Raw genomic sequence first — 26,369 nt, 5'->3', positions numbered from 1 at the left:
TATCCGGCACAGCCCTCCTTTTCTTTAAAAATCAGCGCCCTTTCCCTGTTATAGAACACAAAAAAAGAGCATATGGCTCTGACCATTCGTACACACGAAATGTTGAAAACATATAGTATAGTAGAAAAATAGCTTTTCGACAAATTCCACAAGTTGTGGACAACAATCTACACAAGCTGTGTGAAAACAATCCACAACTTATCCACAAATTGTGGATAAAGAGAATGGACTGGATAAGTAATTAAGAGTTAAAACACAAATATAATATCAAATTAAGCGAGGACTTGCAATGGTTCTCGTAATCTTATCCACAAACCTGACAACTTGTTGAAAAATCTTTGTCCACAGGGGTTAGCAATGTGAAAATGTTGTCGATAACGATTGTGGATATTAAAAAAAGGCCAAAAAATTATCCACATGTCGTTTTTTCGAGGGAGCGCGGCTTTTTTTTGTGCGTTAAAAAAAGGAATATGAAAAATAAGGTTTCTAAACTGGTTAAGGTATGTTATCCTATTATGGTTGTAAGAAATAAAAGCACTGCTGAAGTTGACAATGAATAGGCAGCACAAATATAATAAGTAAGACTGTCTTTAACAGCTATTCCTCGAGGGAGGTGTCATAAATGAAAAGAACATTCCAACCGAATAACCGTAAACGCAGTAAAGTTCATGGCTTCAGAAGCCGTATGAGTTCAAAAAACGGTCGTCTAGTATTAGCACGCCGTCGCCGCAAAGGCAGAAAAGTATTATCAGCTTAGGCCACTGAATAATGTCAGTGGTCTTTTTTCACATTAAGAGAGTGAGATGTCATGCGTCGCCCGGTACTGGAGAAATTTCTTCAGTATTCCGGCGGCCCGTTTTTTTTAGATAGAAATAAAAGTTTCTGCGAGTGAATATCGGAGTGAATTAAAGTGAAGAAGCGAAATCGGTTAAAGAAAAATGAAGATTTTCAAAAAGTGTTTAAACGCGGAACGTCTATGGCAAACCGCCAGTTCGTGCTGTATACGCTTGATCAGCCGAAACAGGAAGAGCTCCGGGTAGGGCTTTCTGTCAGTAAAAAAATCGGCAATGCCGTCGTGCGCAATCGGGTGAAGCGGTTAATAAGGCAGGCTGTTCAGGAGGAAAAAGAGCTGCTCAAGCCGAAAGATTTTATTATTATCGCAAGAAAACCCGCCGGCGACCTCAGTTTTGAAGAAACGAAAAAGAGTCTGCAGCACTTATTCAGAAAAACCTCATTATATAAGAAATCTTCGTCAAAATAGCTCATATTTTGTTTTCTTCACGTTTTTAAAAGCGCTTCCTTTTATTTGGCGAAAAATGAACGCCATTTGAAACTGAAAGATGCTAAAATACATACAAGGTTTATAAAGATTGGTATAGGAGGAAACGTTCTTGAAAAGGAGAATATGGTTACTACTGAGTATGGTCGGTATGCTCGTGCTGCTGGCCGGGTGCTCGAGTGTGAAAGAGCCGATTACGGCGAATAGTCCGCATTTCTGGGACAAATATGTTGTGTATCCATTGTCAGAAGTCATTACGTACGTAGCGAAACTGACGGGCGATAACTATGGTTTATCGATCATCATCGTTACGATTTTAATTCGTCTGCTGATTCTGCCGCTGATGATCAAGCAGCTTCGAAGCTCAAAAGCGATGCAGGCGCTGCAGCCTGAAATGCAGAAGCTCAGAGAAAAATACAGCTCTAAAGATCAAAAAACGCAGCAGAAGCTTCAGCAGGAAACGATGGCCCTGTTTTCAAAGCACGGGGTAAACCCGCTGGCGGGATGTTTCCCGATCCTGATTCAAATGCCGATTTTGATCGGATTCTACCACGCCATTATGCGTACGCAAGCCATTTCACAGCACAGCTTTTTATGGTTTGACCTAGGAGAGAAGGATCCTTACTATATTCTTCCTATCGTTGCCGGTGTGGCCACTTTTGTCCAGCAGAAGCTGATGATGGCCGGAAATCCGACTCAGAATCCTCAAATGGCAATGATGGTATGGATTATGCCGATTATGATCATCGTATTTGCGATCAACTTCCCGAGCGCGCTTTCTCTGTATTGGGTAGTCGGAAACCTGTTTATGATTGCTCAGACATTCCTTATTAAAGGACCTGACATTAAACACGATCCGGAAACGCAGAAAGCGGGAGGAAAGAAAAAGTGAAGAAGGTGACTGCTGCGGGACGGAATGTCGAAGAAGCAGTTCAATCAGGCCTTCAGGAACTTCAACTGACGAAAGATCAAGTAGAAATAACGGTGGTGCAAGAAGAATATAAAGGGTTTTTGGGTATTTTCGGAAAAAAGAATGCGATCGTAGAACTGGAAGAGAAAAGAAATCCTGTTCAGGAAGCGAAAGCGTATTTGGAAGAAATCATCGATTCCATTGCCGGGCCTTCTGAGATTGTGACGGAAGAAAACAAGAAAACAGTCTGTTTTCACATTAAAGGTGAAAAAGCGGCGCTGCTTATTGGCAAAAGAGGACAAACACTCAATGCCCTGGAAACATTGACGCAGCTTGTTTTGAACCGCGGCTCCGGCCAGTATCGCCAAGCCGTTGTCGACGCTGAGAATTACCGGCGGAAAAGAAGAGAAATTCTGGATCAGCTGGCAAACAGGCTGGCCAAGCAAGTGTCGAAAACGAAAAAAGATGTGCATTTAGAACCGATGCCGTCAGGTGAAAGAAAAATCATCCATGACGCGCTGTCAAAGCATCCAAATATCAAAACGTTTTCTACCGGTGAAGGCCGGTACCGCCATCTCGTTATTTCCCATAAAGATAGCAGAAAACCGAAGTCCGGGTAAAATCGGAACTTCGGTTTTTTTATTGGTAAAAATGGCTCTATTCCTAAGCAGAATCGCATTTTTAGCGTTTAAGTTTTTTCTTTTTCGGTCTATGCTGTTGATAAAAAAGGTTTTAGGAAATAAAATTAATTGTTATTCACATGTGGATAAGTTAAAGTAATAAGGGATGAATTTCTGCCTTTGTGGATAACGTAACTTCCACTTCAAACCAAACTATGTTATCTTTTAATTTTGGCGTAAATAAAATTTTTTATATAGATGGAAACAGAGATAAAGAGAGGTGAACAGCATGGATACAATTGCAGCGATTTCAACTCCGATGGGTGAAGGCGCGATCGCGATCGTTCGGCTGAGCGGCCCGGAAGCCGTAAAGATCGCCGACAAAATGTACAAGGGTCCGAAAGGCAAAACGCTCAGTTCGGCAGAATCGCATACCATTCATTACGGGCATATCGCGGACAGCACGACAGGACGGATTATTGAGGAAGTCATGGTGTCTGTTTTAAGAGCGCCCAGAACATTCACAAGGGAAGATGTCATTGAAATCAACTGTCACGGGGGTATTGTGACGGTTAATCAGGTGCTCCAGCTTGCTTTAAGAGAAGGTGCGAGACTGGCAGAACCCGGTGAGTTTACGAAGCGCGCATTTTTAAACGGACGGATTGACCTTTCACAGGCGGAAGCGGTGATGGATCTGATCAGGGCCAAAACGGACCGTGCCATGAATGTCGCCATGAACCAGATGGAAGGACGGCTTTCCGCGCTTGTCCGCCGTCTGCGTGATGAGCTGTTAGAAACACTTGCACATGTTGAGGTTAATATAGATTATCCGGAATATGATGACGTCGAAGAAATGACGCATCAGCTTTTAGTGGAGAAGGCAAGCGGCGTGAAGAAAGAAATCGAGGCGCTGCTCCGTACGTCTGAGCAGGGGAAAATTTTGCGTGAGGGACTGTCTACCGTGATCATCGGCCGTCCGAACGTCGGAAAATCCTCTCTGCTTAACAGCCTTGTCCATGAAACGAAGGCGATCGTAACCGATATTCCGGGAACGACGCGTGATGTGATTGAGGAATATGTCAACGTGCGAGGCGTGCCGCTTCGGCTTGTCGATACCGCCGGAATCCGTGAGACAGAAGACATCGTCGAAAGAATCGGTGTGGAACGGTCACGGCAGGTTCTTAAGGAAGCGGATCTCATTTTGCTTGTGCTTAACCACAGCGAAGAGCTTTCTGAAGAAGATGTAAAATTGTTTGAAGCGGTTGAGGGAATGGACGTCATTGTCATTATGAATAAGACGGACCTTGAGGCTAAGATTGACGCTGAGCGCGTCAAGGAACTGGCGAAAGGCCGGCCTGTCGTCACGACCTCATTGCTGAAAGAAGAAGGCATTCAAGATTTAGAGGAAGCGATTCAGTCGCTATTTTATACAGGAGCGATCGAAAGCGGAGATCTCACCTATGTCAGCAACACCCGTCATATCTCGATTCTGCATCAGGCAAAGCAAGCGATTGATGATGCGCTGAACGGAATTGAACAGGATGTTCCGATTGATATGGTCCAAATTGATTTGACAAGGTGCTGGGAGCTGCTGGGCGAAATCATCGGTGATGCCGTCCACGAAAGCTTAATTGATCAGCTCTTTTCACAATTTTGTTTAGGTAAATAAAAGGGAGGAAAAAACCATGGGGTATGAAGCAGGCCAATACGACGTGATTGTCATCGGCGCCGGGCATGCCGGTGTTGAGGCTGCCCTCGCATCCGCGCGCCAGGGAGCCAAAACGCTTGTTTTGACGATTAATCTTGATATGGTTGCGTTTATGCCATGTAATCCGTCTGTCGGCGGCCCCGCGAAAGGGATTGTCGTCCGCGAAATTGACGCGCTCGGCGGAGAAATGGCTAGAAATATAGATAAAACTCATATTCAAATGAGAATGCTGAATACAGGAAAAGGTCCGGCCGTACGGGCGCTGCGTGCGCAGGCGGATAAATTCCAATATCAGCACGAAATGAAGCATACGCTGGAAAAAACACCGAATTTGACACTTCTTCAAGGGATTGCCGAGCGTTTAATCATTGAAGACGGAGAGTGCCGCGGTGTCATTACGCAAACCGGTGCTGAATATAAGGCAAAAACGGTCGTGCTGACAACCGGAACGTATTTAAGAGGACGGATCATTCTCGGTGATCTGTCTTACTCAAGCGGTCCGAATAACCAGCAGCCGTCTATTAAACTTTCTGAGCACTTAGAGGAGCTCGGTTTTGATCTCGTCCGTTTTAAAACGGGCACGCCTCCTCGTGTCTCAAGCGATTCCATTGATTACAGCAAAACAGAAATCCAGCCGGGGGACCCGGTTCCGCGCGCTTTCTCATATGAAACGGTTGAATACATTACCGATCAGCTGCCTTGCTGGCTGACTTACACGAGTCCTGAGACTCATGAGATCATCGACAGCAACCTGCATCGTTCGCCAATGTATTCCGGTATGATTAAAGGAACGGGACCGAGATACTGCCCTTCGATTGAAGATAAAGTCGTTCGGTTTAATGATAAACCGCGTCATCAGATTTTCCTTGAGCCGGAAGGCAGAAATACGCAGGAAGTATACGTTCAAGGTTTATCCACGAGTCTTCCTGAGGACGTGCAGCAGCGGATGCTGGCGACCATTCCGGGACTGGAAAAGGTGCAGATGATGAGAGCCGGATACGCGATTGAGTATGACGCAATTGTACCGACGCAGCTCTGGCCTACACTGGAGACGAAAAAAATCCCTAACCTGTACACAGCCGGTCAAATTAACGGTACATCAGGTTATGAGGAAGCAGCCGGGCAAGGAATTATGGCAGGGATCAACGCAGGCCGCAAAGCGCTTGGAAAAGAAGAAGTGATCCTCAGCCGTTCCGATGCTTATATCGGTGTATTGATTGATGATTTGGTAACGAAAGGAACCAATGAACCGTACCGTCTGCTGACTTCACGGGCGGAATACAGACTGCTGCTCCGTCACGACAACGCGGATCTTCGTCTGACGGAAATCGGCCACGATATCGGCTTAATTTCTGATGAGCGCTATGAAGCGTTTGAGAAGAAAAAAGCGGCGATCGAGGCAGAGAAAAAACGTCTCTGGTCTGTTATTATTAAGCCGTCTCCTGAGAATCAGGAATATATCCGTTCACTCGGCGGAAGCGAGCTGAAAGACGGAGTGCGCGGCACAGATTTAATGAAACGTCCGGAAATGAACTATGAAACAGTGACAAAACTTGCGCCTGCAGATTCTCCGGTTCCGCAAGATGTGGCGGAACAAGTGGAAATTCAGGTGAAATATGAAGGATATATCGAAAAATCCTTGCAGCAAGTGGAAAAGCTGAAGAAAATGGAAAACAAAAAAATCCCTGATCGGATTGATTATGACGCCATTAAAGGAATTGCTACTGAAGCCCGTCAAAAGCTGAAAGAAGTGCGTCCTTTATCAGTTGCTCAAGCGTCCCGTATTTCCGGTGTCAATCCGGCAGACATTTCAATCCTGCTGGTATACCTGGAGCAGGGCCGTATTGCCAAGGTAGCTGAATAGAAAGGATGACGGCATGAATATAGAGGAATTTACATCCAGTTTAGCGGAGAAAGGGATTTCCCTTTCTGACCGCCAGCTGGAGCAATTCGAGTTGTATTACCGGATGCTCGTGGAATGGAACGAAAAAATGAATCTGACATCCATCACTGAGAAAAAGGAAGTTTATCTCAAGCATTTTTATGATTCGATAACGGCGGCATTTTATATTGATTTTGAAAAGGTCACCACTCTTTGTGATGTCGGCGCCGGCGCCGGTTTTCCAAGCCTGCCCATCAAAATCTGCTTCCCGCATCTGCATGTCACCATCGTCGATTCACTGAATAAGCGGATTACGTTTTTGGAAACTCTCTCTGATGCTTTACAATTAGAGCATACGACATTTGTCCATGACAGAGCGGAGACATTCGGACAGCGGAAAGACGTACGGGAAAGCTTCGATCTCGTGACGGCCCGTGCGGTGGCGCGTCTGTCGGTCCTGAGTGAGCTTTGTCTGCCGCTGGCCAAGAAAAACGGCGTATTTGCCGCACTGAAAGCAGCCGCCGCTGATGAAGAGCTGAAAGCGGGGCAAAAGGCGATTAAAGTATTGGGAGGAGAGCTTGAACAAGTTCATTCCTTTACACTTCCTGTTGAAGAAAGTGAACGGAACATTATGATCATTCGCAAGACGAAAAGCACTCCGAAAAAATATCCGAGAAAACCGGGTACTCCAAATAAATCGCCAATTGAAGGGTAATTTAGACAGCCTGATGTGACAATTCCATCATATTTTCTGCAAAATTGATGAAGATACAGCAGGAAAAACCATGAGAAAATAGAATTATAAAAATGGCAGTTTTTAAAGGTGGTGTAGGTACATGAAGCATTCATTCTCTCGTTTCTTCGGGTTTGGTGAGAAGGAAGAGGAACCGGAGATAGCTGAGCATGATACAAACAAAGAAGAGATACTCGAAATACCGGTACATGCTATCGTTCCCAACCGTTTTCAGCCACGCACCATTTTCTCAGATGAAAAAATCAAAGAGTTAGCAATGACTATCCATACACACGGCATCATTCAGCCGATTGTTGTCAGACATACAGAAGATGAAGGACAATATGAGCTCATTGCGGGTGAAAGGCGCTGGAGAGCGGTACAGACGCTTGAATGGGAGAAGATTCCCGCAATTATTAAAGATTTTTCTGATACGGAAACAGCATCTGTCGCTTTGATTGAAAACCTGCAAAGGGAAGAATTGTCCTCCATTGAGGAAGCTCATGCGTACGCAAGGCTGTTAGAACTTCATGATTTAACACAGGAAGCCTTGGCGCAGCGCTTAGGAAAAGGCCAGTCAACGATTGCGAACAAGCTCCGATTGTTAAAGCTCCCGGAACCGGTCCAGGATGCGATTATGGAGAAAAAAATTACGGAACGTCATGCAAGAGCACTGATTCCGCTCAAACAGCCGGAGCTTCAGGTCACATTGCTTGCGGAAATCATTGAGAAAAGCTTAAACGTCAAGCAGACGGAAGACAGAGTGGTGAAAATGCTTGAACAGAATAAGCAGAAACCAAAGCCGAGACGCAAAGCGTTCAGCAGGGATACAAGAATTGCGATGAATACGATTCGTCAGTCACTGTCCATGGTAGAAGACAGCGGCGTCAGACTGAATACTGAAGAAGAAGAATTCGAAGAGTACATCCAGCTTACCATTCGGATACCTAAATAAAAACTCTCCTGATCAGCAGGGGAGTTTTTATTTTAATCAAAAAACTATTTTGAGATAATGATAGGTACTATACATTATATATGTAAAATTTTATCTTTTTGTGTCGTGAATTGTCTTTTTACAGTCAAAAAAGTCACATTATCGGAGAACTTATATTAGAAAGTGTCTTTTTCGTTTACATTTTTTTCACTTGCTGATAAACAAATTATGAAAAAAATAAAACGCTTTACTCTTTTTTTGATAAGATAGAAACAAGACAGTACATGTTCATGTGAAGGTAGGTGACATCGTGGGAAAAATCATAGCAATTACGAACCAAAAAGGCGGAGTCGGGAAGACGACGACTTCTGTTAATCTGGGGGCTTGCTTGGCTTACATAGGTAAAAGGGTTCTTCTTGTTGATATTGATCCGCAGGGCAATGCAACGAGCGGATTAGGGATTGAAAAAGCCGATGTGGATCATTGTGTGTACGACATTTTAGTAGATGATGCAGATGTTACAGATATTATTAAACCGACTTCAGTAGAGAACTTAGATGTCATTCCGGCCACGATCCAGCTTGCGGGAGCGGAAATCGAATTGGTTCCGACGATCTCACGGGAGGTCAGGCTGAAAAGAGCATTAGAATCAGTGAAACAAAATTACGATTACATGATTATTGATTGTCCTCCGTCTCTCGGGTTATTAACGATTAATGCGCTTACCGCTTCAGATTCAGTCGTTATCCCGGTTCAGTGCGAATACTACGCTCTTGAAGGATTGAGTCAATTATTAAATACAGTTCGGCTTGTGCAAAAACATTTAAATACCGACTTAATGATAGAAGGAGTGCTTCTGACGATGCTTGATGCCAGAACGAATCTCGGCATTCAAGTGATAGAGGAGGTAAAGAAATACTTTAGAGATAAAGTGTATCAAACCATTATCCCTCGCAATGTCCGTTTAAGTGAGGCGCCGAGTCACGGCAAGCCGATCATATTATACGATCCGCGTTCGAGAGGTGCGGAAGTATATTTAGATTTAGCAAAGGAAGTGGCAGCGAATGGCTAAAGGCGGGCTCGGAAAAGGGATTAACGCGTTGTTTAATCAGGTTGATTTGTCTGAAGAGACAGTGGAAGAGATTAAAATCAGTGATTTGCGCCCCAATCCTTATCAGCCAAGAAAACAATTTGACGATGAGTCATTAGCTGAACTGAAGGAATCCATCATTCAGCATGGCATTCTTCAGCCCATTATCGTGAGAAAATCATTGAAGGGCTATGATATTGTAGCCGGCGAACGCCGTTACCGCGCCGCAAAACTGGCCGGTAAAGAGACAGTACCGGCTATCGTGCGGGATTTATCTGAATCGCTGATGCGGGAAATCGCTCTTTTGGAAAACCTTCAGCGTGAAGACTTATCACCGCTTGAAGAAGCTCTGGCATATGACTCACTGCTGAAGCATTTGGATTTAACCCAGGAACAGCTCGCTAAACGGCTCGGGAAAAGCAGGCCTCATATTGCCAACCATTTAAGACTGCTGACGCTGCCGGAAAGCATCCAGAACCTCATTGCAGAAGGTACGTTATCCATGGGACACGGCAGAACCTTGCTTGGTTTGAAAAATAAAAACAAGCTTGAACCGCTTGTGAAGAAAGTGGTTGAAGAACAGCTGAACGTCCGTCAGCTTGAGCAGCTGATTCAGCAGTTAAACAACAATGTTCCACGTGAAACAAAGAAAAAAGAACCTGTTCAAGATGTTGTGTTAAAAGAGCGGGAATCGTATTTGCAAAATTACTTCGGAACAACAGTAAATATTAAGAGACAAAAGAAAAAAGGGAAGATTGAGATTGAGTTTTTCTCAAATGAAGATCTTGAACGTATCCTAGAACTATTGTCTGAAAGAGAAGCGTAAAAACCATCTTTTTTTAAAAGATGGTTTTTTATATACGTCTTGTCAGCTTATGAAACGGACTGAGCCGTTCCTGCCGGCCTTCTGATTTATCTGTCAGCTGTAACCCCTCTGCTAAAACATTTGCCATGCTCATAACAAGATGAAGCCTCGTATTCTGCAGGACAAAATACTCCATAAACCCGCTGACATTGACGATTCCGTTGATATGGACGTCACCGATTTCAGGAAGGTCTTTTTGAACACCTGCTCCGGGCTTCAGCGGTCCATCGCCGATTTGAAATGAGCCTACGCTTTTGACGCGGCCTAAACAAGCATCAACCGCTATAATAAACGGATTTTTATGTAGATGTTGAATATCTTTCAGCTTGTCTTTCATATTGACGGCGTGAACAGGATCTGACAGCGTGCCGTAAACGTGAAATCTGCCTAAATTCATTTTTTCTAACTTTGTTCCTACGAGCGGACCTAATGAATCTCCGGTCGACCGATCTGTACCGATACACACGGTGACTAACGGTCTGCCGGCTGCTTTACGTAAAGATGAAGTAAGGATCGCTTGTATTTGATTCGCAGCAGAAGAATCCGTATGAGATACATATTGTTTTGCCCGTTCTTGAGAAAAAAGCCCGCCTTTTCGATTCATAAGGTTCACTTCCTTGTCATGTCATACGAGTATTACATTGTTGTTTTTGGTGATGTAGGTTGTTTACAGTATATCCAGCGCTGCCTTTTTTTATGCTTATGTCATGATCAGCATGCCGGTTGTTTGAAAAGAGCGGGATAGAAAAAAGAACTCAGAGCAGTTATTCTTTAAGTTCATGAAAGAAATAAGACCATTTGATCTACATTACATATTGCTGATGATCTAATTTCAGCGCTCTTTTTTCTGTAGAAAAGAGGGTAAATCCTAACTGAGCGTAGAGTTTTTTTGCGGGTTCATTTGTTGAGTAACAGAGAGAGGGAGCTGTTCTGTGTCTTTCATCTTTTTTGCTGCCTGGCTGATGGCTTCCGTCAGTAACGCTTTTCCCGCGCCTGACCTTCGATGTTTGGGGGAAATATACATAGAACCGATAACCGCAATGTGTCTTAGGTTAAACAGCGAATGCTTGGAGATCTTGAGGATTCCTATCAGTCTGTCTTTTTCAAAGGCGCCAAGCACGATGGCATTGCCGGATTCAAGCCTCGCGTCCGGGTGATCTTTTAAGCTTTGAGCCTGATATCGGAGTAAGGCTTGGTATCACATACGGTTAAACGCCTGATGTACACGATTTGAGCTCCTTATATAAATAAAATTTTCTGAATAGTCAATCGTCGTTATCATACCATATTTGTCCCATTTGTATGAATGATTGCCGCTGTCACTCAATATAGTAGCAATATGCGGAGATTATCAGAAATTTTATGAGGTGATGAGGGTGTGGAGAGCCGGGATGAAGTGGATGCTGCTCATATTAAGCAGCCAGATTGGGGCTGGGTATGCAAGCGGGCAGGAAATATGGCAGTTTTTCGGTGTCGAAAGCGGACTGGCTATTGTATTGTTTACAGTCATGTTTACGATTTCGGCTTATATTGTGTTGAAGATCAGCTATCGGGTTCAATCAACGCACTTTTTACCTGTGCTTGAGCATCTGATGGGGCCGGCTCTTGCTAAAGTCTATGATGTGCTTATTATGTTTTATTTGTTTTCAATGACGATGGTTATGATTGCCGGCGGCGGTGTGACGCTGCAAATGTACAAGCTGCCGTTTTGGATCGGTATTTTTCTTCTTTGCATTGTGACCGTCGGTTTATTCTTTTGGGATATAAAAGGAATATTATCTCTGAATAGTATTTTGATACCGATTCTTGTAGCGGGGCTGTTATATGCATTGGTCTTTTTTCAGACAACCCATCATTACACGTGGACGATAGATTTGACCCGCCAGTATAATTGGCCGGCAAGCATTACCTTCACGTCCTTAAACATCCTTTCTGTTGTCGCTGTTCTTTCTTCAATCGGGAAAGATATGAAAGGACTGGGAGAAGCGAAAATCGCAAGCGTTGCAAGCGGGCTGATTTTCGGTGTGATTTCATTTGTTTACAATGAAACACTTGTGCAGCTTTCAGGCAGTCTTACACAATATGAGATGCCTCTTTTCGCCGTCCTTGAAGGCGCTCCTTATCCGTTATTTCTTTGTATGGCCGCCGTGCTTTTTTTAGCCATCTATACGACAACCGTGACCGGTCTGTTCGGGCTTTCCAGCCGCATGCTTGCATTTGTGAAATTGCCGAGATGGACGCTCGTATCTCTTCTTTTAGCTGTGATGGTGCCTTTTACGACAATCGGTTTTTCAGATTTGATCGCCATTTTATATCCCATTTACGGGCTTTTAAGTCTTTATTTGCTGGTATGTCTTCTTCTTTACCCTATTTTAGGGAGATGGAAAAAAGTATAATGCTCATTTTGAGTGCGGCCGTTGCTCTTATCCTGTCTTTTTTTGTACAATAAATAAAGCAGTCTATGGAGAGAGGTGAAGGGTCTTGGCGGATAAAGACTTTGGCCTGAATGATATTGTTGAAATGAAGAAACCGCATCCTTGCGGTGAAAACAGGTGGCAAATCATCCGGATGGGAATGGATATTCGGATCAAATGCACGGGTTGTTCCCACAGTGTCATGATTCCGAGAAGAGATTTTGAGAGAAAGCTGAAAAAAGTACTCGTCAAGCATGAGGAGCCTACATCATAAGGGCTGGCGCTCATGCTTTTTCATATAGAGGAGAGGAAGAGGCCCGATGAGCAAAGTGCATCAGTCAGCGTGCCCGCTGAATTGCTGGGACAGCTGCGGCTTTTTGGTGACAGTTGAGGATGGAAAGGTGACGAAAGTAGACGGAGACCCGAATCATCCCATTACGGAAGGAAAAATTTGCGGCCGGGGCAGAATGCTGGAGACGAAAACGAATGCGCCGGAACGGCTTCGTTTTCCTTTAAAAAAGAAAGACGGCGAATTTGTCCGCATTTCCTGGGAGCAGGCGTTAGATGAAATCGCGGAAAAAATGGCGGTGATTAAGGAGACGTTGGGCACTGCCGCAGTGCTGCACAGTCATGATTACGCCAATAACGGTCTTTTGAAGGCGCTCGACCAGCGTTTTTTCAATGGATACGGCGGTGCAACGGAGATTGCGGGCAGCATTTGCTGGGGTTCCGGCATTGAAGCGCAGCGCTGGGATTTCGGGCGTTCTTACGGGCATGGACCGCTTGATATTTATCACAGCAAGCATGTGATCGTATGGGGCAGAAACGTGTCCCGGACGAATATGCACCTCTATCATCATCTGCAGCAGGTGAAGAAAAAAGGAGCGACACTGACGGTCATTGATCCTATTTTTAACCCGACTGCAAAGCTTGCCGATCGGTATATATCCGTCAAACCCGGCATGGATGGCTGGCTTGCGGCGGGTGTTTTAAAAATATTATGCCAAACCGGCAGAACCGATTCCGGTTTCATTCAAAGGCATTCGGTCGGTTTTGAAGAAATAGAAAAGCTTCTGAAGACGATTTCTTTTGAGGAGATCATTGAGAAAACAGAAACGTCTTTAGAAGTGCTTGAATATCTTGCTGATTTATATGCTGACGGTCCCGCCTCCACTTTTATGGGTCTTGGGATGCAGAGATATAAAAACGGGGGCGGGACGATACGGTGGATTGACGCTTTAGCTGCGGCGAGCGGAAATGTCGGTATCAAAGGCGGCGGCGCAAACTTCGGAAATGTGCAAGTCGGTGAAAGCTTTGCAAAGGCCGAGCTCACCCGTCCTGATCTGAAGAAAAGTTCGAGAACGTTTTCGATGATGACTCAAGCTGAAGAGGCGCTGAATGCAGCCGATCCGCCGATTGAGATGATCATCGTGACGTGCGGCAATCCGCTGACACAGGTGCCGAATACAAAAAAAGTGCAGGAAGCGTTTGAAAAAACACCGGTCACAGTGGCCATTGATTCGGTCATGACCGATACGGCGAAGCTCTGTGACTATGTGCTGCCGACGGCCGTTGTTTTCGAAGAGGAAGATATTTATTATTCCAGCATGTATCATCACTATGTTCAATATGGCAAGAAGCTTGCGGAACCGCAGGGAGAGGCAAAATCAGACCGCTGGATCTGGACGGAACTCGCAAAGCGTCTCGGATTCGGGGAGCTGTTTGATTACAGTACGGAAGATTTCTTAAAAATGGGGCTCTCTTCTTTGGAGAAAGAAGGAATCACCCTTGAGCAATTAAAGGAAAAAGGACATATGCCGCTTCCGGTCAAACAGGTTCCGTGGAGTGATTTTCAATTTTTAACCCCGAGCGGAAAATTTGAATTCGTCTCGTCACTGGCAGAAGAGAAAGGATACAGCGGCCTCCCTCAATTGGAGGTGCCGGAGGAGTCTGTTTATCATGACGCCGGGCTTGCCGGGAAATACCCGTATACGCTGCTGTCCATTCACCCGCAGCGCTCCAATCATTCACAGCACGTGCCGTTTATTGAAAAGCTTCAGCAGATTCAGGTGGATCTGTCGCCGGATATCGCCGAGGAGCTTTCACTTCAAGACGGAGATACGGCAGAGGTATACAATGACCGCGGCCGTCTGCGCGGCAGGGTGAAAATCATGAAGCAGGCTCACCCGAAGACGGTGAATATAGATGAAGGCATGTGGGCGGCATTCGGAGGCTCCGTCAACATGCTCACAAAGGATTCAAATTCCGATAATGGAATGGGAAGTACGCTTTTTGACTGTCTGGTAGCGGTTAAAAAAGGATAATCTAAGGAGAGAGAGGGCGGGAAATGCTTTTTTCTCAGCTTGTCTTTTCCTATGAACCTCCTTATAATTGCTCTAGGTTTACAATACGTTTATACGATGATGGTTTGATATAGAGGAGATGAAAGAATGGCTTTAACTGCTGGAATTGTCGGTTTGCCGAATGTCGGAAAATCGACGTTATTTAATGCAATTACCCAGGCTGGTGCCGAATCAGCCAACTACCCGTTCTGTACAATTGATCCGAACGTGGGAATCGTGGAAGTGCCGGATGAACGTCTGCAAAAGCTGACTGAATTGGTGAACCCGAAAAAAACGGTGCCGACTGCGTTTGAATTCACTGATATCGCGGGGATCGTAAAAGGGGCATCTAAAGGTGAAGGACTCGGAAATAAGTTTCTTTCTCATATCCGTCAGGTAGATGCGATCTGTCACGTTGTACGGGCATTCGCTGATGACAATATTACGCACGTGTCAGGGAAAGTCGATCCGATTGACGATATTGAAACGATCAACCTTGAATTGATTCTTGCCGACATGGAGACAGTCGAAAAACGCATCACGCGTGTAAGCAAGCTTGCGAAGCAAAAAGACAAAGAAGCGGTTTTTGAATTTGACATTCTGTCTAAATTAAAAGAAGCTTTCGAACAAGAAAAGCCTGCCCGTTCCGTTGAATTTACGGAAGAACAGCAAAAGCTTGTGAAGCAGCTTCATTTGCTTACGTCAAAACCCGTGCTTTATGTAGCAAATGTAAGCGAGGATGAAGTGGCTGATCCTTCAGATAATGAATATGTTGCGAAAATCCGGGAGTACGCCGCGGGTGAAAACGCCGAGGTTATCGTCGTCTGCGCGAAAATTGAGTCTGAAATTGCTGAATTGGAAGGCGAAGAAAAGCAAATGTTCCTTGAGGAGCTCGGCATCGAAGAGTCAGGTCTTGATCAGCTGATTAAAGCGTCATACTCTCTTCTCGGTCTTGCGACATACTTTACGGCGGGCGAACAGGAAGTGCGCGCATGGACATTCAGAAAAGGCATGAAAGCTCCTGAGTGTGCGGGTATCATCCACACTGACTTTGAACGCGGCTTTATCCGCGCTGAAACGGTTGCTTATGAAGACCTTTTGGCAGGCGGCGGAATGTCCGGAGCGAAAGAAGCCGGGAAAGTGCGTCTGGAAGGTAAGGAATATGTAGTCCAAGACGGAGATGTCATTCATTTCCGATTTAATGTATAGGACACAGTTGTAAAGGGACAAGAACTTTGGTATAATATAAACTTGTGAGTAATAGAATTATTGCTCCTTGCCCATTATAGGGCCGCTTAGACCAAAAGGAGGTGCAAACAGATGAAAAAGTACGAAGTTATGTACATTATCCGTCCGAACATTGACGAAGAGTCAAAGAAGGCAGTTATCGAGCGTTTCAACAACGTATTGACTTCTAACGGAGCGGAGATCACTGGAACAAAAGATTGGGGTAAACGTCGTCTTGCTTACGAAATCAATGATTTCCGTGACGGTTTCTACCAAATCTTAAACGTTCAGTCTGAAGCTGCAGCGGTTGCTGAATTCGACCGTTTAGCTAAGATCAGTGACGATATCATTCGCCACATCGTTGTTAAAGAAGAAGAATAAGCAATTTGAAATATATAATGTTAAAAGGTGGTCTTTCATATGCTTAACCGAGTTGTATTAGTCGGAAGACTGACAAAAGACCCAGAGCTTCGTTATACGCCAAGCGGTGCGGCTGTCGCCACGTTTACTCTTGCTGTGAATCGTACATTCACGAACCAGTCCGGAGAACGTGAAGCCGATTTCATTAATTGTGTCACTTGGAGAAGACAAGCCGAAAACGTTGCAAACTTTCTTAAAAAAGGAAGCCTTGCCGGCGTAGACGGCCGACTCCAGACAAGAAATTATGAAAATCAGCAGGGACAGCGTGTCTTCGTGACAGAAGTCCAAGCTGAAAGTGTTCAATTTCTTGAGCCTAAAAACAGCGGCGGTTCTGGATCAGGCGGATACAACGAAGGAAACAGCGGCGGAGGCCAATACTTTGGCGGAGGCCAAAATGATAATCCGTTCGGCGGAAATCAGAACAACCAGAGACGAAATCAAGGGAACAGCTTTAATGATGATCCATTTGCCAACGACGGCAAGCCGATTGACATCTCGGATGATGATCTTCCGTTCTAATAGATTATCGCTATATTCATAACGAGAAAGGTGGGAAATGACAATGGCAGGAGGACGCAGAGGCGGTCGTGCGAAACGCCGTAAGGTTTGTTACTTCACTTCTAACGGCATTACGCACATCGATTACAAAGATGTAGATCTTCTTAGAAAGTTTGTTTCTGAGCGTGGTAAAATCTTACCTCGCCGTGTAACTGGAACAAACGCGAAATACCAACGTAAATTGACTATCGCGATCAAACGCGCACGTCAAATGGCTTTACTTCCATACGTAACTGGCGAGTAAGCCGAAAAAAGAGCAAGAGCCTGCGGGCTCCTGCTCTTTTTTTATATCAGTCCCCCTCCATCCTGCCGAAATGTTTCACATGAAACATGGAAGTGCTCCTGACACCTATCTTTGTTATCTTGCTCCTCTATTCAAAAACGCGTACTTATGCAATGAATTTGTTTATACTGAAAAACAGGGGGTGGCTGAGATGGAGACAGACAGAAATATCCTGACTGATGAAAAGTGGAGCGCAATCATACGCAATGATGCTTCTTATGACGGAGTATTTTATTATGCAGTAAAAACGACGGGGATTTTCTGCCGGCCTTCTTGTAAATCGAGAGTTCCGAATAAAGAAAACGTGCTGGTGTTTGATACGGCTGATGCAGCGCTCGAGAGACATTTTCGTCCCTGTAAAAGGTGCCGGCCGAACGGTCTTCGTCTTCCTGATGAAGAATGGATTGCTCAAATCATTGAATACATTGAACGCCATTATCACGAATCCCTGACTCTGAGTGTACTGGCCGAAATGTGTCACGGCAGCCCCTATCATTTACAGCGGACATTTAAAAAAATCAGGGGAATGTCCCCGATTGCGTATATACAGAAAATAAGATTGTCGAAGGCGGAACACCTTTTAAAGCATACTGATATGACAGTCATGGAGATCGCTCTGACTGTCGGAATTCCAAACACAGCGCATTTCGCGACCCTTTTTAAAAAGGGAACCGGGAGTTCGCCCACAGAATACAGAAAAACGGCCAAAATGGGACAGGGAGGTTCAATATGAGTAAAGAGCCTATGATCTATTGGACACTCTTCACACGGAATGATTGGAGCCTGTATACAGCCGCCACATCTAAGGGGCTTTGCTTTATAGGGTCAAATCATGGAAGCTTTGAAGAGCTTGAGCAGTGGGCAAAAAAAGCAATACCGCAATACCGATTGGCACGTAATGATGAAAAGCTGGCGTCTTACACGGCAGAGCTGTCCGAGTACATTGAAAATGGCAGATCAGCTTTTTCAGTGCCGGTGGATCTTTACGGGACAGAATTTCAGCTTGCTGTATGGAAAGCGCTTATGGACATACCGTACGGCGAGACATACTCCTATTCGGATATAGCAGAAATGATTCAGAAACCGGCGGCCGTAAGAGCCGTGGGCGCCGCGATTGGAAAAAATCCGGTATTGATTACGGTTCCGTGCCATCGCGTCATCGGGAAAAACGGGAAACTGACCGGATTCAGAGGCGGTTTAGAAATGAAAAAGCAGCTGCTGGCATTAGAGGGCGGAAACATTGAAACACTGGAATACCGGCTGAGCCGGACAGGAGGGAACACATGAAACTGATTTCTTGGAATGTAAACGGCTTGCGTGCCGTGATGAAAAAGATAGATATCAATACTTACGTTCAGGAAACGGAAGCCGATATTCTATGTCTGCAAGAAACAAAAGTACAGGACGGACAAGTATCATTACAGCCTGAAGGATATCACGCCTATTGGAACTATGCGGTGAAAAAAGGCTACTCAGGCACGGCTGTTTTTTCGAAAGAAAAGCCGCTGCACGTGTTCTATGGACTGGGGATTGACGACCATGATCAAGAAGGACGGGTGATCACGCTTGAATTTGAGCATGTGTTTGTCGTCAACTGTTATACGCCTAATGCCAAACGCGGATTAGAGCGAATTGATTACCGTCTTCAATGGGAAGCCGATTTTAAGGATTATCTGCAGAAGCTTGACCGGAAGAAGCCCGTGATCTTATGCGGCGATCTGAATGTCGCACACAGGGAGATAGACTTAAAAAATCCGAAAGCCAACCGGAAGAACGCCGGTTTCTCGGATCAGGAGCGGGAAGCGTTCAGCGCCCTGCTGAACGCCGGATTTACCGACTCATTCCGCTATTTATATCCTGATCGGGAAGGCGCCTATTCCTGGTGGTCTTACAGGACGAACGCACGTGAGAAAAACATCGGCTGGCGGCTTGATTACGTTATTGTTTCAGACAGACTGAAGCAGCGGATCAGCGAAGCGGCCATTTGTGCCGATATCATGGGTTCTGACCATTGCCCTGTTGAAATGACAGTGGATTTATGATGAGATAGCAGTAAGAGAAATCCACTCTTGCTGCTTTTTTATCACCGAAAATGGAGGAGCACATGGCAAATATAAAAGAGATTGCGAAACTGGCGAATGTGTCGGTGGCCACCGTATCACGCGTATTAAACCGACACCCGTACGTATCTGAGGAGAAAAGGCGTCTTGTGAATCAAGTGATGAAGGAGCTGGATTATACCCCTAACCGAACTGCCATTGATCTGATTCGCGGAAAGACCAATACAATCGGCGTGATTTTGCCGTACAGCGACCATCCCTGCTTTGACAAAATTGTAAACGGTATCACGAAGGAAGCGTTTGCCCATGATTACGTGACAACCCTTCTCCCCACCAACTATGACCCCGCTATAGAGTTGACATATTTCGAACTGCTGAAAATGAAAAAGATTGACGGACTGATTGTTACGTCCCGTGCGAATGAATGGGAAACCGCCGTGCCTTACCTGGAATACGGTCCCATTGTCGCTTGTGAATATACACAGCATCAAGAGATTCCCTGCGCTTATAATGACAGGCAGGCAGCATACAGAGAAAGCTTTTTGTATTTGAAAAACCGCGGGCATCAAGACGTTGCTTTTACATGTGTGCGGGAAGCGGAAAAAAGCCCGAGTACGGCCGACAAGGTAACCGCATATAAGGCGGTTTTCGGCTCTCTTGATGAAACCCGCATTCTGGTCGGATGCCATGATATGGACGACGGAAAGCGGGCGGGTGAGCACTTCTGGGGTTTCGACAAGGCGCCGACGGCCATCTATGCGCACAGTGATGATGTGGCTGCCGGCTTGTACCAGTTTGCGAAAGAACAGAAATGGGACGCGGAGATCATCGGCGAGGGAAATCTGAGCGTCAGCCGGGCATTGAATATTCCATCTCTGGAACTTCATTTGGAACGGGTCGGAAAGGAAGCATTTTTGCTGTTTTTTCACGAAGAAACGGCTAAAAAACAAATTATGCATCAATTTCAGCGGAAAAAGTCTTGAGCTGAAATGGGTTTCATGCTTTATAAATAGATTGAGAAAAAAAGGGAGGCGGACATATGCGAATTGAACATGCAGCGATATGGGTGAAAGATTTAGAACGGATGAAAGAATTTTATGAGACATACTTCGGCGCCAAGGCCAATGACCTTTATCATAATGAGAAAAAAGATTTCAAATCGTATTTTCTGACATTTGACTCCGGATGCAGGCTGGAACTTATGAAAAAAGGCGGCATTGATGAAGCTCCGTCACAGAATATGACCGGATGGGCGAATCTCGCATTTTCTACAGGCAGCAAGGAGCGGGTGAATGAATTGACGGAGACGTTTAAAAACGATGGATTTCAGGTCGTAAGCGGCCCGCGCGTGACGGGTGACGGATATTATGAGAGCGTGATAGAGGATTGGGAAGGCAATTTGATAGAAATCACAGTGTAAACAGTGCGGAGTGAGTCCGCACTGTTTTTTTGATTAAATTTGCTGAGCATTTGTTTTCGGGCCGAAGAGGATTAACAAAACGGAACATAGAAGCCAGCAGCCGCCGATGAACAAAAAGACGCTGATGTAGCCGAGCTTAACGGCAATAAATCCGACGAGCAGGGAGCCGAATATATTGGAAAAACGGCCGAGCCCGTACGTCAGCCCGCTCCCGGCCGAGCGATATTCCGTAGGATACGGCTCCGATGTATATGCGTATAAGTTTGAGGTGAAAATCCGTTCCGTGACGTTGACGACAAATCCAAACACAATAATCATGATGGGAATAAACGTCATGCCGTATAACAGTCCGGCAATGGCAGTCAGAAAAGCGCTTGCGGCCAGAATCCATTTCCTTTGGAACGTCTCGGATATCATGGAACCGAGCAATGCGCCAAGCGGCGCGCCGACAGAGTGAAGCACATTGTACCACAGCGTTTTTTCCATGGTGATGCCGTTGCTTTTCAGCAGGCTGGGCACCCATGAAGCAAAGCCGTAAAAGCCAAAGGTTTCAAGAATCCATACCGCTGACAGGATGATGGTGATCTTTAAATTCCTGCCCTGAAACAGCCCTAAGTAGCCTGCGTGCTTCACTGTATGTACTTCAGCCGCCTCTTTTGGCGCGGGAAGCGGGCCTTTTTCTTTCTCTATACGTGCTTCAAGACGGTTCATAATGGTGTTTGCCTGATCATATGCGCCCCGATTTTCGTGCCAGCGCGGCGATTCCTCAAGCCGGCGGATAAAAAAGAAATAAATGAGACCGGCCGCCCCCCATACGAATACGAGCCGCCACCCCCATGAGCCTAAAGGAATGACAAAAGCGGAAACAACGTTTGTGACGGGAACGCCGATCAGTCCGATCATGGCGCAAAGGGAGATGTATTTTCCCCGTACGGAGGATGGAAAAAATTCCGCCAAATAGCTGTTCGTCACAATCATGGCGGCCGCGACGCCGAGCCCGGTCAAGAATCGGAAAATCATTAAGGACGGAATGTCCCATGCCAGCGCATTCAGAAAAGATGAGACCGAAAAGACAAGGACAAAACAATTCAGCGCTTTTTTCCTGCCGATCCGATCGGACAGCCTTCCGCCGATGGACGCGCCTAAAAACATGCCCAGGAAGGATGCGGCCGTAATGTCGGCAATGGTGGACAGCTTCACGCCCCAATGCTCAATCAGCGCCGGAGCCACGTTGCTGAGCGTAAACAGATCAGCGAGATCGAAAAAATAGATGATTCCGAGAGCGGTTAATACTTGATAGTGCACACGCGAAATGGGGAGACGGTCTAATCGGTTCGCTACATTTGAGAATGTCTGATGTTTCATAAAAAACCCCCTGACTTTGCAACTGTAATCAGAAAATACTGTAAATTTATCTGACGAATACATTATAAAGGTCTTTTTTTGGCAAAAACAGAGTGTAAATAACCAGAGCCAAAGGAAACGGCATAGCGCTTTCTTCTTAAAATATATAACATTTCCTATATCTGTTTCTGTTTATATTGTAAAATGTTGAAGGAAAGGAAGTTGATGCATAAATATGAATACGTTTGTACGGCCCGCAGAGGGAAGAAATAGTGTATCGAGATATCTTCTTTCTCTGTTGGTCATTGTGGGTTTGTTCTTTTTCGGAAGCATACTGACCGTGTTTTATATGTTTCTCACGTCCGCTTTCAATCCTTCACTGACGATAAATTGGGATGAGGCGGCATTAAGTGACCCGCTGGCGGATATTTATTTACAGCATATCGTCTATTTCATTGCGATTCCGGGCATTTGGATAGCGGTTCGTTTCATTATGAAACGGCGGTTTTTATCCATCATCACACCGAATCAGTCGCTGAACTGGAAGAGGATTTTCTTTGGATTCGGCACATATGTTGTGCTGATGTTTGTCGCGGGGCTGATTGATTTTACAATTCATCCGGATCGTTTCATGCTTCAGGAATTCCATGCTTCACGTTTTCTGCTGCTGTTAGCGGCGGCCGTCTTATTGGTGCCGATTCAAACCTCTGCGGAGGAATTTCTCTTTCGCGGTTTTCTGCTTCAGTTCGCCGGAAAATTGACGGCAAACGCGGTGGTTCTGACAGTCATTATCGGCGGATTATTCGGCGCACTTCATTTCGGAAATCCGGAGATGGAAAATGGAGCTCTCTGGGCGGGAATCGGATATGTCACCATTGGCATGATCTGGACCTTTATCACGATTAAAACCGGCAGTCTGGAGATGTCCCTTGGCGGTCACGCTGCCAATAATATGTTTTTATTTATCTTTCTCACAGAGGATCATTCGGTGTACGGCGGCATTCCGTCGATATTTACAACAGCAGCCGGCGGCTATGAAATATATGATTGCATATCGACTCTGGTGATCAATATTATCTTCGCATGGCTCGCGTTCCGTTTTGTGAAAAAAGAAAAGCAGCAGGCCGCCTAGGCTCTGCTGCTGATTTGTAAGGTGTTCATCGCTTCATCAATATCCGTCGTCGGTCTCCGGCAGGCGAAATTTTCACAAATGTAGACAGTTGTCTTCCCATCGATCATTTGATAACCCGCGGCAAAGTCAGAAATGCCGGCAAGCTCTTCCGGATGTTCTGCGGCGAGAATCGTATAGGCGGGAGTGAAATGCTCCTGAAGCGCCTCAATGAAACGTTTTCTGTCCGGGTCATCTTTCCTTCCGAAAACAACGATTTCTTTTTGGGGCATTGTGTGTGCCAGTACGCTTTGCATGAAGAAAGCGTTGCTGCTCGGATAGGCCTCTATTTCCCGTTTGAACACGGAAAACATCGCTTCGGCTTTTTCAATCAGTGATATGTCACCCGTCAGGCGGCCGAGACGAAGCAGCTGTACGGCAGCCGCGCTGTTTCCGGAAGGCACTGCCCCGTCATAAACCTCTTTTTCCCTGACAAGAAGGGTTTCGGCATCATTCCCCGTAAAGAAGAAGCCTCCGTGCCGTTCATCCCAGAACAGCTCCAGCATGCTTGTACATAACGTTTTCGCTTTCTGCAGATAAGACGGATGAAAACCCGCTTCATACAGTTCAAGGTAAGCCCAGATGAGAAAAGCGTAATCATCGATAAACCCTTTGTTTTTCACTTCGCCCTCGCGATAGCGGACCATGACGCGCCCGTCCGGCATGAGGTGCCGTTCGAGAAAGCGGATCGCTGTTTCCGCCATGCTGAGAAAGTCAGGCTCGTGAAATACCTTTGCGGCCTTTGCCAGCCCGGCAATCATGAGCGCGTTCCATGAGGTCAGCACTTTGTCATCTGTATGCGGATAGCTTCTGTTTTCACGCGCCTCCAGCAATTTTGTTCTTGCCTCTTCAAGGCGTTCGGCCAGCTCATTTCCGGTGAGGCCGGTCTCTTCGAGGATGGCCTCACGCCGCGTGAAAATGAGGTGCGGGATGTTTTCGCCTTCAAAATTGCCTTGATCTGTGATGTTATACACCTTGCAGTAAAGCGGGCCGAGTTCATCACCGAGAAGATTCATGATTTCTTTTTTGGACCATATGTAATATTTCCCCTCACGGCCTTCGGTATCAGCGTCTAAAGCTGAGAAAAAGCTGCCGTCTTCATGCATCATTTCCCGCTGAATAAACGTTACGATCTGCATCGCAATCTGTTTGTAGCGCTCATTACCCGTGACTTGGCAGGCTTCTGTATATGCGGTCAGGAGAAGGGCGTTGTCATACAGCATTTTCTCAAAATGCGGCACGAGCCATTCATTATCAGTCGAGTAGCGGGCGAATCCGAACCCGATGTGGTCAAAAATCCCGCCGTTCGCCATGCCGTCGAGTGTCTTGGTTACACCGGCCAAAGCCTGTTCCTTGCCCGTATAGCTGTAGTAGCGAAGCAGAAACATGAGCATATGCGGCATCGGAAATTTCGGAGCCTGGCCGAACCCGCCGTACACCGTATCAAACCCGCCGGCCAGCTGGCGATACGTGTCATGAACCGCCTGTTCGCCAAGCATGCCCTCAGCCGGGTGAACCTTAACTTCAAGATGAGCGGCGGCGTTTTCGGCGATATCCTCGACATGCTGCCGGTCATTCGCAAACGTTTCGGACAGATGTTCAAGCACATCGATAAAGCCCGGACGGTTATATTTGCTCGTCTTCGGAAAATACGTCCCCGCATAAAACGGCTTTTGATCTGGTGTGACGAACACGTTCAGCGGCCACCCGCCCTGCCCCGTCATCAGCTGGCAGATTCTCATATACACGGAATCCACATCAGGCCGCTCTTCACGATCAACCTTGATGGCTATGAATTTATCGTTTAGAATACGGGCGATCTCTTCGTCCTCAAAGGACTCGTGAGCCATTACATGGCACCAATGACAAGTCGAATAGCCGATGCTGACAAGAACCGGCTTGTTTTCGCGTTTCGCTTTTTCAAAGGCTTCTTCTCCCCAAGGGAGCCAGTTTACGGGGTTGTGGGCGTGTTGGAGCAGATAGGGGGACTTCTCCGTGATTAGACTGTTGGGTTTACCATTGTTTGGCATGGGATCACCTGCTTTCTATTAATATTGTATGTTTAACATACCACAATCCTCTAAAAAAATTCATACACTCAACTTTGTGAACCACACCCAAGTCATTAAAAAGGAGAACTGCTTATGACTCTATTTTCAGGATTAAACTTCATCCACCTTATTGCTTTTTAGATAAGAAATAAGGATTTAAAATCTTTATCGTTTTATTTACTGTTAGATAGGTGAAACACACTCCGGCGACTGTAACCATCCCGCCTGTCAGTGCAATAAACGCAGGCACCTCACCTAACCACACCCAAGAAATGGCCAAGGCTACGGCTGGTGTTAAATAAAGTGAAATGGTTGCTTCTGAAGCACCGACGAGTGAAGTTACATACGCAAGTGCAAAGTAAGGCACAACCGTTGGTAATAAACCTAAGTAAACGATAGACAATGTTGAGTTCATTGAAGCGTTCAAAAACTCTTCCCCTAAGCCAGGCAAAAACACAATCATAGGTACTGTCCCGCCCCAAATAGTGAATGTAACGAATGGAATAAATCCATATTTTTTTATATAGCGGGCTTGAAAAACGAAATAAATACTCTCCGAAAAAGCTGCCAGCAGGATTAACAAAATGCCGTTCACTGAATTTGTATAGTTTCCTGCCCCAAATGAAATGATCGACACACCCAATAAACTTATGATAGAGCCAATCCATTTATAAAGCCCAAAATGTTCACCAAAAAACAGACGGGATAACATTGCAGAAAAAATAGGTGTCATGGTCACGAGTAAGCTTGCTACCCCTGCGCTGACTGTTTTTTCTCCGATATTCAGCAAAATGTGATATAGTGCAAAACCTAAAAATCCTAAAGATAAAATAGCAGGGATATCCTTCATGTCAGGTAAACGCATATGAGTCAAAACAGCAAAAACCACCAGTGCCATTGACCCAATCAACAAGCGAAACAAAGCGAGGTGTTCCGGCGTGTAACTCTCCAAACCCGCGCGAATTCCCGGGAAAGCTGATGCCCACAACCCAATCATCAGACTGTAAGATATACCGATTCGAACTGTTTTCTTTCGCATCTTTCTCACTCCTCTTTACAAA

At 45.6% G+C, this 26,369-nt stretch carries 28 protein-coding genes; 23 read left to right on the top strand and 5 right to left on the bottom strand.

What is annotated here, in order from left to right; all coding sequences use genetic code 11:
* The first annotated feature begins 622 nt into the window (after window positions 1–622).
* The 10 genes from rpmH to NYE50_RS21755 all read left to right on the top strand — a co-directional run bounded on the left by rpmH (window position 623) and on the right by NYE50_RS21755 (window position 9,982).
* On the top strand, window positions 623–757 hold the full coding sequence (gene rpmH, locus NYE50_RS21800) for a 50S ribosomal protein L34 (RefSeq protein ID WP_003178075.1): 135 nt from the start codon (window positions 623–625) through the stop codon (window positions 755–757).
* 153 nt (window positions 758–910) lie between these two features.
* On the top strand, window positions 911–1,261 hold the full coding sequence (rnpA, locus tag NYE50_RS21795) for a ribonuclease P protein component (protein ID WP_004392944.1): 351 nt from the start codon (window positions 911–913) through the stop codon (window positions 1,259–1,261).
* A 160-nt stretch (window positions 1,262–1,421) separates the two neighbouring features.
* Window positions 1,422–2,171, top strand: coding sequence for a YidC family membrane integrase SpoIIIJ (gene spoIIIJ, locus NYE50_RS21790; protein ID WP_007409906.1), 750 nt, complete (start codon window positions 1,422–1,424; stop codon window positions 2,169–2,171).
* On the top strand, window positions 2,168–2,809 hold the full coding sequence (gene jag, locus NYE50_RS21785) for an RNA-binding cell elongation regulator Jag/EloR (protein WP_224988712.1): 642 nt from the start codon (window positions 2,168–2,170) through the stop codon (window positions 2,807–2,809). The genes spoIIIJ and jag overlap by 4 nt, the downstream gene beginning before the upstream one ends.
* A gap of 289 nt (window positions 2,810–3,098) precedes the next feature.
* Complete coding sequence (mnmE, locus tag NYE50_RS21780; RefSeq protein ID WP_007409903.1) at window positions 3,099–4,478, top strand: tRNA uridine-5-carboxymethylaminomethyl(34) synthesis GTPase MnmE; 1,380 nt, start codon at window positions 3,099–3,101, stop codon at window positions 4,476–4,478.
* 16 nt (window positions 4,479–4,494) lie between these two features.
* A complete protein-coding gene (gene mnmG, locus NYE50_RS21775) occupies window positions 4,495–6,381 on the top strand; it encodes a tRNA uridine-5-carboxymethylaminomethyl(34) synthesis enzyme MnmG (protein WP_007615086.1) in 1,887 nt (628 codons plus the stop codon).
* Between the two features lie 13 nt (window positions 6,382–6,394).
* Window positions 6,395–7,114, top strand: coding sequence for a 16S rRNA (guanine(527)-N(7))-methyltransferase RsmG (rsmG, locus tag NYE50_RS21770; protein ID WP_007409901.1), 720 nt, complete (start codon window positions 6,395–6,397; stop codon window positions 7,112–7,114).
* A gap of 121 nt (window positions 7,115–7,235) precedes the next feature.
* Window positions 7,236–8,087, top strand: coding sequence for a nucleoid occlusion protein (gene noc / locus NYE50_RS21765; RefSeq protein ID WP_007615083.1), 852 nt, complete (start codon window positions 7,236–7,238; stop codon window positions 8,085–8,087).
* Between the two features lie 289 nt (window positions 8,088–8,376).
* Entirely contained in the window at window positions 8,377–9,138 is a 762-nt protein-coding gene (gene soj, locus NYE50_RS21760; protein WP_007409899.1) for a sporulation initiation inhibitor protein Soj, read from the top strand.
* Window positions 9,131–9,982 (top strand): ParB/RepB/Spo0J family partition protein, encoded by an 852-nt coding sequence (locus tag NYE50_RS21755; protein ID WP_004392966.1) that lies wholly within the window; start codon window positions 9,131–9,133, stop codon window positions 9,980–9,982. Before soj ends, NYE50_RS21755 begins: the two co-directional genes overlap by 8 nt.
* A gap of 28 nt (window positions 9,983–10,010) precedes the next feature.
* Here the strand turns inward: NYE50_RS21755 and yyaC are convergent, their stop codons facing one another.
* On the bottom strand, window positions 10,011–10,625 hold the full coding sequence (gene yyaC / locus NYE50_RS21750; RefSeq protein ID WP_174747443.1) for a spore protease YyaC: 615 nt from the start codon (window positions 10,623–10,625) through the stop codon (window positions 10,011–10,013).
* 264 nt (window positions 10,626–10,889) lie between these two features.
* Window positions 10,890–11,141, bottom strand: a complete 252-nt coding sequence (locus NYE50_RS21745; protein WP_014419387.1) for a GNAT family N-acetyltransferase — start codon at window positions 11,139–11,141, stop codon at window positions 10,890–10,892.
* Window positions 11,142–11,391: 250 nt separating this feature from the next.
* Between NYE50_RS21745 and NYE50_RS21740 the strand changes: the two genes are divergently transcribed.
* The 12 genes from NYE50_RS21740 (at window position 11,392) to NYE50_RS21685 (ending at window position 20,745) form a co-directional block, all read left to right on the top strand.
* Window positions 11,392–12,417, top strand: a complete 1,026-nt coding sequence (locus tag NYE50_RS21740) for a YkvI family membrane protein (RefSeq protein ID WP_094296139.1) — start codon at window positions 11,392–11,394, stop codon at window positions 12,415–12,417.
* Between the two features lie 85 nt (window positions 12,418–12,502).
* Window positions 12,503–12,709, top strand: a complete 207-nt coding sequence (locus tag NYE50_RS21735) for a DUF951 domain-containing protein (RefSeq protein WP_174747442.1) — start codon at window positions 12,503–12,505, stop codon at window positions 12,707–12,709.
* A 46-nt stretch (window positions 12,710–12,755) separates the two neighbouring features.
* A complete protein-coding gene (locus tag NYE50_RS21730) occupies window positions 12,756–14,759 on the top strand; it encodes a molybdopterin-dependent oxidoreductase (protein WP_224988713.1) in 2,004 nt (667 codons plus the stop codon).
* A 126-nt stretch (window positions 14,760–14,885) separates the two neighbouring features.
* Window positions 14,886–15,986, top strand: coding sequence for a redox-regulated ATPase YchF (gene ychF / locus NYE50_RS21725; protein WP_004392975.1), 1,101 nt, complete (start codon window positions 14,886–14,888; stop codon window positions 15,984–15,986).
* 111 nt (window positions 15,987–16,097) lie between these two features.
* Complete coding sequence (rpsF, locus tag NYE50_RS21720; protein WP_004392977.1) at window positions 16,098–16,385, top strand: 30S ribosomal protein S6; 288 nt, start codon at window positions 16,098–16,100, stop codon at window positions 16,383–16,385.
* A 39-nt stretch (window positions 16,386–16,424) separates the two neighbouring features.
* On the top strand, window positions 16,425–16,943 hold the full coding sequence (gene ssbA, locus NYE50_RS21715) for a single-stranded DNA-binding protein SsbA (RefSeq protein WP_004392979.1): 519 nt from the start codon (window positions 16,425–16,427) through the stop codon (window positions 16,941–16,943).
* A 43-nt stretch (window positions 16,944–16,986) separates the two neighbouring features.
* A complete protein-coding gene (gene rpsR / locus NYE50_RS21710) occupies window positions 16,987–17,226 on the top strand; it encodes a 30S ribosomal protein S18 (RefSeq protein WP_004392983.1) in 240 nt (79 codons plus the stop codon).
* 190 nt (window positions 17,227–17,416) lie between these two features.
* On the top strand, window positions 17,417–17,998 hold the full coding sequence (locus NYE50_RS21705) for a bifunctional transcriptional activator/DNA repair enzyme AdaA (RefSeq protein WP_017418438.1): 582 nt from the start codon (window positions 17,417–17,419) through the stop codon (window positions 17,996–17,998).
* Entirely contained in the window at window positions 17,995–18,552 is a 558-nt protein-coding gene (locus NYE50_RS21700; protein ID WP_017418439.1) for a methylated-DNA--[protein]-cysteine S-methyltransferase, read from the top strand. The genes NYE50_RS21705 and NYE50_RS21700 overlap by 4 nt, the downstream gene beginning before the upstream one ends.
* A complete protein-coding gene (gene xth, locus NYE50_RS21695) occupies window positions 18,549–19,307 on the top strand; it encodes an exodeoxyribonuclease III (RefSeq protein WP_025650115.1) in 759 nt (252 codons plus the stop codon). The genes NYE50_RS21700 and xth overlap by 4 nt, the downstream gene beginning before the upstream one ends.
* Window positions 19,308–19,369: 62 nt before the next feature.
* Window positions 19,370–20,308: a LacI family DNA-binding transcriptional regulator gene (locus tag NYE50_RS21690; RefSeq protein WP_017418441.1), complete on the top strand. Its 939-nt coding sequence runs from the start codon at window positions 19,370–19,372 to the stop codon at window positions 20,306–20,308.
* Window positions 20,309–20,364: 56 nt separating this feature from the next.
* Window positions 20,365–20,745 carry a VOC family protein gene (locus NYE50_RS21685; protein WP_224988714.1) on the top strand — a complete coding sequence of 127 codons (381 nt, stop codon included), beginning with the start codon at window positions 20,365–20,367 and terminating at the stop codon, window positions 20,743–20,745.
* A gap of 33 nt (window positions 20,746–20,778) precedes the next feature.
* Here the strand turns inward: NYE50_RS21685 and NYE50_RS21680 are convergent, their stop codons facing one another.
* On the bottom strand, window positions 20,779–22,110 hold the full coding sequence (locus NYE50_RS21680) for an MFS transporter (RefSeq protein WP_224988715.1): 1,332 nt from the start codon (window positions 22,108–22,110) through the stop codon (window positions 20,779–20,781).
* A gap of 214 nt (window positions 22,111–22,324) precedes the next feature.
* On the opposite strand from NYE50_RS21680, the gene NYE50_RS21675 reads away from it, so the two are divergent.
* Entirely contained in the window at window positions 22,325–23,221 is an 897-nt protein-coding gene (locus NYE50_RS21675) for a CPBP family intramembrane glutamic endopeptidase (protein WP_017418443.1), read from the top strand.
* Here the strand turns inward: NYE50_RS21675 and NYE50_RS21670 are convergent.
* Both NYE50_RS21670 and NYE50_RS21665 read right to left on the bottom strand, forming a co-directional pair.
* A complete protein-coding gene (locus NYE50_RS21670) occupies window positions 23,218–25,287 on the bottom strand; it encodes a thioredoxin domain-containing protein (protein ID WP_224988716.1) in 2,070 nt (689 codons plus the stop codon). The genes NYE50_RS21675 and NYE50_RS21670 overlap by 4 nt on opposite strands.
* 148 nt (window positions 25,288–25,435) lie before the next feature.
* Complete coding sequence (locus NYE50_RS21665) at window positions 25,436–26,347, bottom strand: DMT family transporter (protein ID WP_224988717.1); 912 nt, start codon at window positions 26,345–26,347, stop codon at window positions 25,436–25,438.
* Between the last annotated feature and the right edge of the window lie 22 nt (window positions 26,348–26,369).

This window comes from Bacillus sp. EU55, assembly GCF_038005925.1.
GTDB lineage: Bacteria > Bacillota > Bacilli > Bacillales > Bacillaceae > Bacillus > Bacillus velezensis.
This window is presented reverse-complemented; position numbering and strand designations above follow the sequence as displayed.

Coding starts and splice junctions, on each gene's coding strand:
- rsmG (WP_007409901.1), top strand. CDS start 6,395: ATGAATATAGAGGAATTTACATCCAGTTTAGCGGAGAAAGGGATTTCC.
- NYE50_RS21755 (WP_004392966.1), top strand. CDS start 9,131: ATGGCTAAAGGCGGGCTCGGAAAAGGGATTAACGCGTTGTTTAATCAG.
- NYE50_RS21675 (WP_017418443.1), top strand. CDS start 22,325: ATGAATACGTTTGTACGGCCCGCAGAGGGAAGAAATAGTGTATCGAGA.
- xth (WP_025650115.1), top strand. CDS start 18,549: ATGAAACTGATTTCTTGGAATGTAAACGGCTTGCGTGCCGTGATGAAA.
- noc (WP_007615083.1), top strand. CDS start 7,236: ATGAAGCATTCATTCTCTCGTTTCTTCGGGTTTGGTGAGAAGGAAGAG.
- mnmG (WP_007615086.1), top strand. CDS start 4,495: ATGGGGTATGAAGCAGGCCAATACGACGTGATTGTCATCGGCGCCGGG.
- rpmH (WP_003178075.1), top strand. CDS start 623: ATGAAAAGAACATTCCAACCGAATAACCGTAAACGCAGTAAAGTTCAT.
- rpsF (WP_004392977.1), top strand. CDS start 16,098: ATGAAAAAGTACGAAGTTATGTACATTATCCGTCCGAACATTGACGAA.
- mnmE (WP_007409903.1), top strand. CDS start 3,099: ATGGATACAATTGCAGCGATTTCAACTCCGATGGGTGAAGGCGCGATC.
- NYE50_RS21705 (WP_017418438.1), top strand. CDS start 17,417: ATGGAGACAGACAGAAATATCCTGACTGATGAAAAGTGGAGCGCAATC.
- ssbA (WP_004392979.1), top strand. CDS start 16,425: ATGCTTAACCGAGTTGTATTAGTCGGAAGACTGACAAAAGACCCAGAG.
- NYE50_RS21690 (WP_017418441.1), top strand. CDS start 19,370: ATGGCAAATATAAAAGAGATTGCGAAACTGGCGAATGTGTCGGTGGCC.
- NYE50_RS21680 (WP_224988715.1), bottom strand. CDS start 22,110: ATGAAACATCAGACATTCTCAAATGTAGCGAACCGATTAGACCGTCTC.
- NYE50_RS21700 (WP_017418439.1), top strand. CDS start 17,995: ATGAGTAAAGAGCCTATGATCTATTGGACACTCTTCACACGGAATGAT.
- NYE50_RS21665 (WP_224988717.1), bottom strand. CDS start 26,347: ATGCGAAAGAAAACAGTTCGAATCGGTATATCTTACAGTCTGATGATT.
- yyaC (WP_174747443.1), bottom strand. CDS start 10,625: ATGAATCGAAAAGGCGGGCTTTTTTCTCAAGAACGGGCAAAACAATAT.
- NYE50_RS21740 (WP_094296139.1), top strand. CDS start 11,392: ATGAGGGTGTGGAGAGCCGGGATGAAGTGGATGCTGCTCATATTAAGC.
- spoIIIJ (WP_007409906.1), top strand. CDS start 1,422: ATGGTCGGTATGCTCGTGCTGCTGGCCGGGTGCTCGAGTGTGAAAGAG.
- NYE50_RS21670 (WP_224988716.1), bottom strand. CDS start 25,287: ATGCCAAACAATGGTAAACCCAACAGTCTAATCACGGAGAAGTCCCCC.
- NYE50_RS21685 (WP_224988714.1), top strand. CDS start 20,365: ATGCGAATTGAACATGCAGCGATATGGGTGAAAGATTTAGAACGGATG.
- rpsR (WP_004392983.1), top strand. CDS start 16,987: ATGGCAGGAGGACGCAGAGGCGGTCGTGCGAAACGCCGTAAGGTTTGT.
- NYE50_RS21730 (WP_224988713.1), top strand. CDS start 12,756: ATGAGCAAAGTGCATCAGTCAGCGTGCCCGCTGAATTGCTGGGACAGC.
- ychF (WP_004392975.1), top strand. CDS start 14,886: ATGGCTTTAACTGCTGGAATTGTCGGTTTGCCGAATGTCGGAAAATCG.